This window comes from Stenotrophomonas sp. FR024 (assembly GCF_047500745.2).
GTDB classification, from domain to species: domain Bacteria; phylum Pseudomonadota; class Gammaproteobacteria; order Xanthomonadales; family Xanthomonadaceae; genus Stenotrophomonas; species Stenotrophomonas maltophilia_A.
On record NZ_JAXAXM020000026.1, the window covers coordinates 40,336 to 50,882 of the forward strand.

Annotated in this window: 7 protein-coding genes; 5 read left to right on the forward strand and 2 right to left on the reverse strand. The window is 65.5% G+C overall.

The genetic code is table 11. The features are described from left to right. Positions 1-6 precede the first annotated feature (6 nt). On the forward strand, positions 7-984 hold the full coding sequence (gene galE, locus ACMZ91_RS20090; protein WP_329916249.1) for a UDP-glucose 4-epimerase GalE: 978 nt from the start codon (positions 7-9) through the stop codon (positions 982-984). A 116-nt stretch (positions 985-1,100) separates the two neighbouring features. Next, complete coding sequence (gene pilB, locus ACMZ91_RS20095) at positions 1,101-2,828, forward strand: type IV-A pilus assembly ATPase PilB (protein WP_149908722.1); 1,728 nt, start codon at positions 1,101-1,103, stop codon at positions 2,826-2,828. A 151-nt stretch (positions 2,829-2,979) separates the two neighbouring features. Here pilB and ACMZ91_RS20100 read toward each other — a convergent pair whose 3' ends face one another. Together ACMZ91_RS20100 and ACMZ91_RS20105 are read right to left on the reverse strand one after the other, a co-directional pair. After that, the gene (locus ACMZ91_RS20100) at positions 2,980-4,353 is read right to left on the reverse strand and encodes a sigma-54-dependent transcriptional regulator (protein ID WP_032128822.1); all 1,374 of its coding nucleotides are present in this window, start codon (positions 4,351-4,353) and stop codon (positions 2,980-2,982) included. A 60-nt stretch (positions 4,354-4,413) separates the two neighbouring features. Next, positions 4,414-6,027, reverse strand: coding sequence for a sensor histidine kinase (locus ACMZ91_RS20105; protein ID WP_049401617.1), 1,614 nt, complete (start codon positions 6,025-6,027; stop codon positions 4,414-4,416). Positions 6,028-6,432: 405 nt separating this feature from the next. On the opposite strand from ACMZ91_RS20105, the gene sucC reads away from it, so the two are divergent. The 3 genes from sucC (at position 6,433) to ACMZ91_RS20120 (ending at position 10,366) form a co-directional block, all read left to right on the forward strand. After that, positions 6,433-7,602: an ADP-forming succinate--CoA ligase subunit beta gene (gene sucC / locus ACMZ91_RS20110; RefSeq protein WP_004154430.1), complete on the forward strand. Its 1,170-nt coding sequence runs from the start codon at positions 6,433-6,435 to the stop codon at positions 7,600-7,602. Between the two features lie 20 nt (positions 7,603-7,622). Continuing rightward, positions 7,623-8,498 carry a succinate--CoA ligase subunit alpha gene (sucD, locus tag ACMZ91_RS20115; RefSeq protein ID WP_005410793.1) on the forward strand — a complete coding sequence of 292 codons (876 nt, stop codon included), beginning with the start codon at positions 7,623-7,625 and terminating at the stop codon, positions 8,496-8,498. Positions 8,499-8,731: 233 nt separating this feature from the next. Then, on the forward strand, positions 8,732-10,366 hold the full coding sequence (locus ACMZ91_RS20120; RefSeq protein WP_414578065.1) for an NAD+ synthase: 1,635 nt from the start codon (positions 8,732-8,734) through the stop codon (positions 10,364-10,366). Positions 10,367-10,547: the final 181 nt, after the last annotated feature.

Genomic DNA, 10,547 nt, shown 5'->3' on the forward strand with positions numbered 1-10,547 from the left:
ATGCAGATGTGGAACGTCCTTGTCTGTGGAGGGGCGGGTTACATCGGTAGCCACATGTCACAGTGGCTGGCCGAACAGGGCCATGCGGTAACCGTGTTGGACAACCTGTCTACCGGTCACCGGCAGGCAGTTAAATGGGGGGAGTTTATCCAGGCAGATCTACTGGACGAGTCTTCGCTCGTGCGTGCGTTAAGCGGGCGGCGCTTTGACGTCGTGATGCATTTCGCTGCGAGTTCGTTGGTTGCATCTTCAGTCGTCGATCCATTTCCCACCTATCGGAACAATGTGGCCGGTACGCTGAATCTACTGACGCAGCTGCGGCGCAGTGATATTGGCAAGTTGGTCTTTTCATCCTCGGCTGCTGTCTTCGGGCAGTCGTCGGCTTCCCTTGTCGACGAACAGCAGCCGAAGCAGCCGATCAATCCCTATGGCGCCAGCAAGTTGATGGTTGAGCGGATGCTTGCTGACGCTTGGGAAGCGTATGGCTTGTCATCAGTGGTACTTCGTTACTTCAATGCTGCCGGTGCTCTTCCTGAACACGGCATAGGTGAGGCGCATGCGTGCGAGACTCATCTGATTCCGAACGTGCTCAGGGCCGCCGCCGGACGGGCGCCACCGCTGAAGGTGTTTGGAGTGGACTACCCCACACCTGACGGGACCTGTGTGCGGGACTATGTGCATGTGCAGGATCTCGCACGGGCTCATGGATTGGCGATGAACCTGATGGAGCGGAGCCCGGGAGCCCATGACTTCAATCTTGGCAGTGAACAAGGCTACTCAGTCATGGATATCGTTGAGGCTGCCGCGCAGGTGGTCGGGCGCGCAGTACCTTTCGAGGTAGTCGGCCGCCGGCAAGGGGATCCGGCCCGGCTGGTGGCGTCCAGTGCCAAGGCGCAACGGGAGCTGGGATGGGAGCGAAGCTGGCAGGACCTGGTAGCTATCGTCGAGAGCGCTTGGGGTTGGCATCGGGAGCAGCCGTTCTGAAGGCGGACTTTGTGTGTCTGGACAAGCGTTCACACGGGCTGCGCGGTTAGTATGTCACCCCTGTAGACAACACTATGGCCGCCACGGCGGCCGTCTTGGGCCAGTAAAGGAAGCGTATGAGCGCAGTCACCACCCCCAATCTGGTCGGCATCACCGGCCTGGCCCGTCGCTTGGTCCAGGACGGTGCCTTGGACGAGGCCTCCGCCCGCGACGCCATGGCCAAGGCGGCGGCTGCCCGCCAGCCGCTGCCTACGTGGTTCGCGCAGAACAAGCTGGTCAGTGCCTCGCAGCTCGCCGCCGCCAACGCGGTCGAGTTCGGCATGCCGCTGTTCGATGTTTCCACGTTCGATGCCAGCCAGAACGCGATGAGCCTGGTCAGCGAGGAGCTGCTGCGCAAGCACAACGTATTGCCGTTGTTCAAGCGCGGCGGCAAGCTGTTCGTGGGTACCAGCAACCCGACCCATGCGCTGGACGAGATCAAGTTCCATACCAATCTGGTGGTGGAACCGATCCTGGTCGATGAGGACCAGATCCGCCGCACGCTTGAGCAGTGGCACGCCAGCCACGACACCATCGGCGATGCGCTGGGCGGCGACGACGAGGGCATGGCCAACCTCGACGTTGGACTGGGCGACGAAGACAACGCGGGGGGCGACTCCGGCATCGACGCCAAGGGCGACGACACCCCGGTGGTGAAGTTCGTCAACAAGGTGTTGGTCGATGCCATCCGCAAGGGCGCATCGGACATCCACTTCGAGCCCTACGAAGACGACTACCGCGTGCGCCTGCGCATCGACGGCCTGCTGAAGATGGTGGCGCGCGCGCCAGTGAAGTTGAACCAGCGCATCGCCGCGCGCCTGAAGGTGATGGCGCAGCTGGACATCGCTGAGAAGCGGGTGCCACAGGACGGGCGCATCAAGCTCAACCTGTCCAAGACCAAGCAGATCGACTTCCGCGTCAGTACGCTGCCGACCCTGTTCGGTGAAAAGGTGGTGCTGCGTATTCTCGATGGCAGCGCGGCCAAGCTGGGCATCGACAAGCTGGGCTACGAGCCGGACCAGCAGAAGCTGTTCCACGACGCCATCCACAAGCCGTACGGCATGGTGCTGGTGACCGGCCCGACCGGCTCGGGCAAAACCGTGTCGCTGTATACCGCGCTGGGCATCCTCAACGATGAGACGCGCAACATCTCCACCGCCGAAGACCCGGTGGAAATCCGCTTGCCCGGCGTCAACCAGGTGCAGCAGAACAACAAGCGCGGCATGACCTTCGCTGCCGCGCTGCGCTCGTTCCTGCGACAGGATCCGGACATCATCATGGTCGGCGAAATCCGCGACCTGGAGACGGCCGAGATTGCGATCAAGGCGGCGCAGACCGGCCACATGGTGCTGTCTACGCTGCATACCAACGATGCGCCGCAGACCATCGCGCGTCTGATGAACATGGGTATCGCCCCGTACAACATCACCAGCTCGGTGACGCTGGTGATCGCCCAGCGCCTGGCACGCCGGTTGTGCGGCAACTGCAAGCGCCCGGCGAACCTGCCGGAGCACGCGTTGCTGGCCGAGGGCTTCACCCAGGCGCAGCTGGATGCGGGCATCCAGTTGTACGAGGCGGTGGGCTGCGATGAGTGCACCGAGGGCTACAAGGGCCGAACCGGTATCTACCAGGTGATGCCGATGACCGATGAGATCGCCACCATCGTGCTGGCCGGCGGCAACGCACTGCAGATTGCCGAGGCGGCGCAGCAGATCGGGGTGAATGACCTGCGGCAGTCGGCGTTGAAGAAGGCGGCAGCGGGTGTGACCAGCCTGGCCGAGATCAATCGCGTTACCAAGGATTGAGGTAAATCCACGCCATGCGTGGATGCCGCGATGCATGAGGTTGCCGGCCAGCGGCCGGCGCTACCGCGTTGGTGGGTAGATCCACGCCATGCGTGGATGGCGCGGCGGCGCACGCCAACCAAGGTTGGCGCCTACCAGGGCCGTTCGGCCCTTACTCCATCCCCAGCTTCTTCAGCTTGTAGCGCAGCGCGCGGAAGGTAATCCCCAGCTGCGCAGCCGTGCGGGTCTTGTTCCAGCGGTTCTCTTCCAGCGCGCGCTGGATGGCGCTTCGTTCCAGCTGCTCGATGTACGAGGGCAGGGCGGCACCGCCCGGCTGCAGGTCGGCCACCGCTTCGGCGGGAGCGGCGCCGCCGGGCGCTCGCGGGGCGTGCTGCGGCAGGCGCAGGTCGTCGGCACCGATGCGGTCTTCTTCGGCCAGTGCCAGCGCGCGCTCCAGAATGTTCTCCAGCTCGCGCACATTGCCCGGGAACGCGTAGTGGGCCAGCGCTTCCAGCGCCGATGGCGCCAGCAGCGGTGTGGCACGGCCGTGGCTGCGGGCCAGCCGCGCCAGCACGGCGGCAGCCAGTTCCGGCAGGTCCTGGCGGCGCTCGCGCAGCGGCGGCACCTTCAGTTCAATCACGTTGATGCGGTAGTACAGGTCGTGGCGGAAGCGCCCGTCCTCGACCAGCTCGGCCAGGTCACGGTGCGTGGCCGAGAGAATGCGCACGTCCACCGGTTCTTCGTTGGCCGCACCCACCGCACGCACCGACTTTTCCTGGATGGCACGCAACAGCTTCACCTGCATCTGCAGCGGCAGCTCGGCCACTTCGTCCAGGAACAGGGTGCCGCCATGTGCAGCCTGGAACAGGCCCGGCTTGTCGGCATGGGCGCCGCTGAAGCTGCCTTTGCGGTGGCCGAAGAACTCGCTCTCCATCAGCTCGCCGGGAATGGCACCGCAGTTGACCGGTACGAACGGACCAGCCGCACGCGCGCCCTGGGCGTGGATGGTGCGCGCGACCAATTCCTTGCCTACGCCCGATTCACCGAGGATGTAGACCGGTGCCTGGCTGCGCGCGACCTTGCCGATGGTGGTGCGCAGTACGTCCATCGCCGGCGAAGCGCCGAGCAGGCGTGCAGCCTGTTCGGTGGCGGGGCCGGGCGCAGGGCGTTCGGTGTTGTTGAGTTCCAGCGCGTGCTTGACCAGGCCGCGCAGCACCGAGATGTCCACCGGCTTGCTGACGAAGTCGAAGGCGCCGGCCTTCAGCGCTTCCACGGCCAGGTCCATGCTGCCGAATGCGGTGATCATCGCCACGGGTGTGCGCGGGTAGTGCTGGGCGATCTCGCTGACCAGCTCGATGCCGTTGCCATCCGGAAGGCGCATGTCGGTGATGCACAGGTCGTACGGGTTGCTGGCCAGCAGCTCGCGCGCTTCGGCCAGGTTGGCGGCAGTACTGATGCGCAGCCCCATGCGGCCGAGGGTCAGTACCAGCAGTTCGCGGATGTCGCGTTCATCGTCGACGACGAGGGCGCTGCGGGTTTCGTTCATGGGCGTGAAAGATAAACGAGGGGGCTGGAAGCGACAAATGTTTGACGCACAGATTTGGAATCAGGTGGGCAACAGCGTGTGCGGGCCGGGCAGCACCAAGCGGAAGCACGAGCCTCCTGCCGGCACCGGGATGTAGTCGAGCCGTGCCTGGTTGGCGCGGCACAACTCGCGGGCGATATACAGGCCCAGCCCGGTGCCGTGCTCGGAGGTGGTGAAGAACGGACGGAACAGCTGTGCGGCCACGCTCTCGGGAATGCCGGGACCACGGTCCATCACGTCTATCACCGCGCTGCGCTCGTGCTGCGCCACGCGCAGGCGCACCCGCGCCGGCTGCTGGCCGATGCGGCCGTATTTCAGTGCGTTGTGCACCAGCACGGTGAGCACCTGGTACAGGTGTTTGCTGTCGACCTGCGCCATCACCGCCGTGTCGCTGATGATCGGTTCGATGCTGTCGGTTTCCAGCGTCTGGCCCTGCTTGTACTCCAGCACGAAGCGGCGCACGAAGGCGACCAGGTCGACGTTCTCGGGTGTGGCGCGCTCGCGCCGTGCCAGCCCCAGCACGCTCTCGACGATGCCGTTGGTGCGCTGGCATTGCTGGCGGATGATCTGCAGCAGGCGGCGGTCGCTTTCGTTGAAACCGGTGCCTTCCTCCAGCAGCTGCACGGCGTAGTTGATCGCCGCCAGCGGATTGCGGATCTCGTGGGCGAGGCTGGCCGAGAAGCGGCCCATCGCCGACAGGGTGAGCGATTCGGCGCGCCGCGAGACCACGCTGGAGTCGTCCAGGAATACCAGCGCCAGTTCGCTGCCGGCCAGCAGGCGGGCGAAGCGCGGTTGCACTTCCGGCTGGTCGGGGTTGAGCTGCAGCGGCAGTTCGTCCTGCGCCCAGCCGTTGCGCCAGCGCTGCAGGCGGCGCGCCAGTTCCGGCGCGGCACTGGCCAGATCCAGCCGTCCCGTCTCACCGATGCCGTCGTTGTCGCCGAGCAGCATCGAGGCCGCTTCATTGGCCAGGGTGATGCGGTTGTCGGCGTCCACCACCAGCACGCCGGTGCGCATGCGGCGGATGATCAGTTCGTTGATCTGGAACAGGTTGGCCACTTCGTCGCCGCGCTGGTTGGCCAGCTGCTGGTTGCGGCGCGCGCGGTTGCCCACCTGGTAGCTGATGAAGGCCAGCGCCAGGTAGCTGGTGGCGAACATGGCCAGCTCGGCCAGCGTGCGGGTGGGGTCACCGCCTTCGAGCACCTTCCAGAGGTATTCGGTACCGGTGGCCAGGCTGGCCGCAACCGCCAGGCCCAGGCCCCAGCTCAGCGGCAGCAGGGTGGCGGCAGCGGCGATGTTGAACAGCAGCGACATCGAAATGCCGGCGCTGGCACCGGGCAGGGCATGCGCCAGAAGGGTGGCGGCGATGATGTCCACCAGCACGCTGCTGACCACGATCGGGCGCAGCCAGCGTTCGTTGCGGCCGATCGCCAGGGCCAGCAGCGACAGCAGCAGATAGATCGCCGCGACGGTATCGGCCAGACGCGGGTGATGGGCCTCGCCGACCATGCCGGACAGGGGGCTGTAGAGCAGGCCGGCGATGACCGCGGCGATCAGCACCCGGTACAGCGCGAAGAAGTACAGCTCACGCCGCGGAATCGATTCGATGCGGTCGATCAATGAAGCACTGGGTGACACGCCGGAACTCCCCTTCTGGCTGCCTGGGTCTGGAATCTGCGGCGGCCCTGCCTGGCATCCCCTGAAGCCGGGCGGGTTCGTCGCTTCTATATGGCCCGCGGTGGAAGCCGCCGGGCAAGCCCGACACTACACACCTTGGTTGACCAGTATAGGGCCCCCGGCAGGACGCCGCCGGAGCCGCCCGGATCGCGCATTTGGCCTGCCGTGGATACCGGTGGCCAACGCCGGCCCGGGCGCAACTGCCTGAATGGCGGTGAAAATCTGGCCGGGTGTGGCGTTTTGTACAGACTTCTTTGCGCCCCGGCGCTGGCTCGGCCACAATAGTGGGCCCGCCGCGGTCCATGCCGGCGCCCCGCCGGGGCCCTGAGGAATTGCGTGCGGTCGTTCCTATTCCCACGGTGACGCATGAATTTCCACGAATACCAGTCAAAACAACTGCTTGCCGAGTACGGCATCCCGGTCCCGGCCGGCAAGGTCGCTGCGACCCCGGACGAAGCGGTTGCCGCTGCCAACTCCCTGGGCCAGGGCCCCTGGATGGTCAAGGCGCAGATCCACGCTGGCGGCCGCGGCAAGGCTGGCGGCGTCAAGTTCTGCAAGACCACCGACGACGTGAAGGCCGCTGCGGCCAAGATGCTCGGCACCAAGATGGCCACCTACCAGACCGCTGGCGTTGAACTGCCGGTCAACCTGGTGCTGGTGACCACCGCCGGCGAGATCGTCAAGGAACTGTACCTGTCGGTGCTGGTCGACCGTGGCACCAAGACCATCACCTACATCGCCTCTTCGGAAGGCGGCGTGGAGATCGAGCAGGTCGCCGCTGAAACCCCGGAGCTGATCCACTCGCTGAACGTCGACTTCGTCGAAGGCGTGCAGGGTTACCACGGCCGTGATTTCGGCTTCAAGCTGGGCCTGACCGCCAAGCAGGCCGGCCAGTTCGCCAGCATCATGGTGAACCTGTACCGCCTGTTCAACGAAAAGGACCTGGCCCTGGTTGAAATCAACCCGCTGGCCATCCTGGACGACGGCAACCTGTACGCGCTGGACGGCAAGTTCGACAGCGACGACAACGCCGCGTTCCGCCAGAAGGCTCTGGTCGCCATGCGCGACAAGACCCAGGAAGATCCGACCGAAGTGATCGCTTCGGAGCTGGACATCAACTACGTCACCATGGACGGCAACATCGGCTGCATGGTCAACGGCGCAGGCCTGGCCATGGCCACCATGGACGTCATCAAGCTCAACGGCGGCGAGCCGGCGAACTTCCTGGACGTGGGCGGCGGTGCCAACAAGCAGCGCGTCATCGAAGCGTTCAAGCTGATCCTGTCCTCGGACAAGGTTGAAGGCATCTTCGTCAACATCTTCGGCGGCATCGTCCGCTGCGACATGATTGCCGAAGGCATCATCGCCGCCGTGAAGGAAGTGGGCGTCAAGGTTCCGGTCGTGGTGCGCCTGGAAGGCACCAACGTGGAAGAAGGCAAGCAGCTGCTGCGTGACAGCGGCATGGCCATCATCCCGGCTGACAACATCAACGATGGCGCCAAGAAGATCGTTGAAGCTGTCAAGAACGCTGCCTGATTCGACACCAAGGAATTCCCATGTCTGTTTTGATTAACAAGAACACCAAGGTGATCGTGCAGGGCTTCACCGGCCAGCAGGGCACCTTCCACGCCACTCAGATGATCGAGTACGGCACCCAGGTTGTTGGCGGCGTGACCCCGGGCAAGGGTGGCACCACCCACATCGACCTGCCGGTCTTCAACACCGTTGCCGACGCCGTGCAGAGCACCGGCGCCAACGCTTCGGTCATCTACGTGCCGCCGCCGTACGCGGCCGACGCGATCCTGGAAGCCGCTGCTGCCGGCATCAAGGTCATCGTCTGCATCACCGAAGGCATCCCGGTGCTGGACATGCTGCGCGTCAAGAACGTGCTGACCCGTTCGCATCCGGACACCGTGCTGATCGGGCCGAACTGCCCGGGCGTCATCACCCCGGGTGAGTGCAAGATCGGCATCATGCCGGGCCACATCCACCAGCCGGGCAAGATCGGCATCGTGTCGCGTTCGGGCACCCTGACCTATGAAGCGGTCAAGCAGACCACTGAAGTCGGCCTGGGCCAGTCCACCTGCATCGGCATCGGTGGTGACCCGATCAACGGCCTGAACTTCGTCGACTGCCTGAAGCTGTTCAACGAAGACCCGCAGACCGAAGGCATCATCATGGTTGGCGAAATCGGCGGTGACGCTGAAGAAGCCGGCGCCGAGTACATCAAGAACCACGTGAAGAAGCCGGTCGTCGGCTTCATCGCCGGTGCGTCGGCTCCGGCCGGCAAGCGCATGGGCCACGCCGGTGCGATCGCCTCGGGCGGCAAGGGCACTGCCGAAGGCAAGTTCGCCGCCATGGAAGCTGCCGGTGTTGTCACCGTCCGCTCGCCGGGCGACCTGGGCGCTGCCATCGCCAAGCTGGTGAAATAAGATCGACTGCCTCCGGCAGACGATGCTGTAGAGCCGGCCGCTGGCCGGCTGCTTGAAAACAGAAAGGCCGCCTCCGGGCGGCCTTTCTGCGTCTGGTGCCCTGACCATCCCGGTAACCCCATCCACGCATGGCGTGGATCTACTGAGCCGGGGCTGTCCACGCAGTGAGCGCGCCCGGCGCGCGCATGGCGCAGCGCTACAATGGGCACATTGCAACCACAGGCTGGATTCCCATGGCTTCGATCCGCATCGCGATGGCGCAGTTCGACTTCCCGGTCGGCGATGTCGCCGGCAACACCGAGCGCATCATCGAGATGATCGGCCAGGCGCGCGACGAGTACGGCGCCGAGCTGGTGATGTTCCCCGAGCTGGCGGTGAGTGGTTATCCGCCGGAAGACCTGCTGCTGCGCCCGGGCTTCCTGTACGAGTGCGAGCAGGCGATGGCCCGCATCGCTGCTGCCTGCCGTGGCATCACCGCCGTGGTTGGTTGGCCGCAGGCGGCCGGTGCGGTGGTCTACAACGCCGCCAGCGTGCTGCGCGATGGCCTGGTCGAGCAGACCTACCGCAAGCGCGAGCTGCCCAACTATGCGGTGTTCGACGAGCGCCGCTACTTCGATGTCGATCCGGATGGCGGCAGCTGCGTGTTCGAGGTCAACGGCATTCCGGTCGGCCTGCTGATCTGCGAGGACCTGTGGTTCGCCGAGCCGCTGGCCGACACCGTGCGCGCCGGTGCGCAGCTGGTGGTGGTGCCGAATGCCTCGCCCTACGAGCGTGGCAAGCATGCCCAGCGCGATGCGGTGCTGGCCGCACGCACCCGTGAGAGCGGGGCGGCGATCGCCTACGTCAACGTGGTCGGTGGCCAGGACGCGCTGGTGTTCGACGGCGCCTCGGTGGTGGCCGATGGCGACGGTACCGTGCACCCGGCCGCCGCCGCCTTCGTCGACCAGTGGCTGGTGGTGGAGTACGACGGTGAAAGCCGCCGCTTCATGCCGCACGTGTGGATGGACGATGGCGACGAGAGCATGGACGCGCTGGCCTGGCGCGCAGTGACCCGTGGCATCCAGGACTACTGCCGCAAGAACGGCTTCAAGAAGGTGTGGCTGGGCCTGTCCGGCGGCATCGATTCGGCGCTGGTGCTGGCCATGGCCGTGGACGCGATGGGCGCGGAAAACGTCACCGCGGTGCGGTTGCCGTCGCGCTATACCGCGGGCCTGTCCAACGACCTGGCCGCCGAACAGTGCCAGGCATTGGGCGTGAAGCTGGAGGCAGTATCGATCGAGCCGGCGTTCAAGGGCCTGATGGAATCGCTGGCGCCGATGTTCGAAGGCACTGCGCCGGACGTGACCGAAGAGAACCTGCAGTCGCGCAGCCGTGGCGTGATCCTGATGGCGCTGGCCAACAAGTTCGGTGGCCTGTTGCTGACCACCGGCAACAAAAGCGAATACGCGGTGGGTTACGCCACCATCTACGGCGACATGTGCGGTGGCTATGCGCCGCTGAAGGACCTGTACAAGACCGAAGTGTTCGGGCTGTCCAAGTGGCGCAACACCGTGGGCGGCGCGCCGGTGATCCCGCCGGCCGTGATCAGCCGCCCGCCGTCGGCCGAGCTGCGCGAGAACCAACTGGACCAGGATTCGCTGCCGGCCTATGACGTGCTGGACGGCATCCTGTACCGCTACATCGACCAGGAGCAGTCGCGCACGGAGATCGTTGCGGCCGGTTACGACGCGGCCGTGGTCGACCGGGTGCTGCGCCTGGTGCGCATCAGCGAGTGGAAGCGGCACCAGGCTGCGCCGGGGCCGAAGGTCTCGCGCCGGGCATTTGGCCGCGAGCGTCGTTACCCGATCAGCAACGGCTACAAGGGCTGAAGCTGCGGTTGGCGGGTAGTGCCGGCCGCTGGCCGGCAACCCCGCATACCGCGTATCCACGCATGGCGTGGCTCTACTGCGTTCGGTAGTGCCGGCCGCTGGCCGGCAACCCGTATACCGCGCATCCACGCATGGCGTGGCTCTACTGCGTCCGGTAGTGCCGGCCGCTGGCCGGCAACCC

What these genes read in the sequence shown, in the direction of transcription:
- galE (WP_329916249.1), top strand. Translation starts at nt 7, where the DNA reads ATGTGGAACGTCCTTGTCTGTGGAGGGGCGGGTTACATCGGTAGCCAC.
- pilB (WP_149908722.1), top strand. Translation starts at nt 1,101, where the DNA reads ATGAGCGCAGTCACCACCCCCAATCTGGTCGGCATCACCGGCCTGGCC.
- ACMZ91_RS20100 (WP_032128822.1), bottom strand. Translation starts at nt 4,353, where the DNA reads ATGAACGAAACCCGCAGCGCCCTCGTCGTCGACGATGAACGCGACATC.
- sucC (WP_004154430.1), top strand. Translation starts at nt 6,433, where the DNA reads ATGAATTTCCACGAATACCAGTCAAAACAACTGCTTGCCGAGTACGGC.
- sucD (WP_005410793.1), top strand. Translation starts at nt 7,623, where the DNA reads ATGTCTGTTTTGATTAACAAGAACACCAAGGTGATCGTGCAGGGCTTC.
- ACMZ91_RS20120 (WP_414578065.1), top strand. Translation starts at nt 8,732, where the DNA reads ATGGCTTCGATCCGCATCGCGATGGCGCAGTTCGACTTCCCGGTCGGC.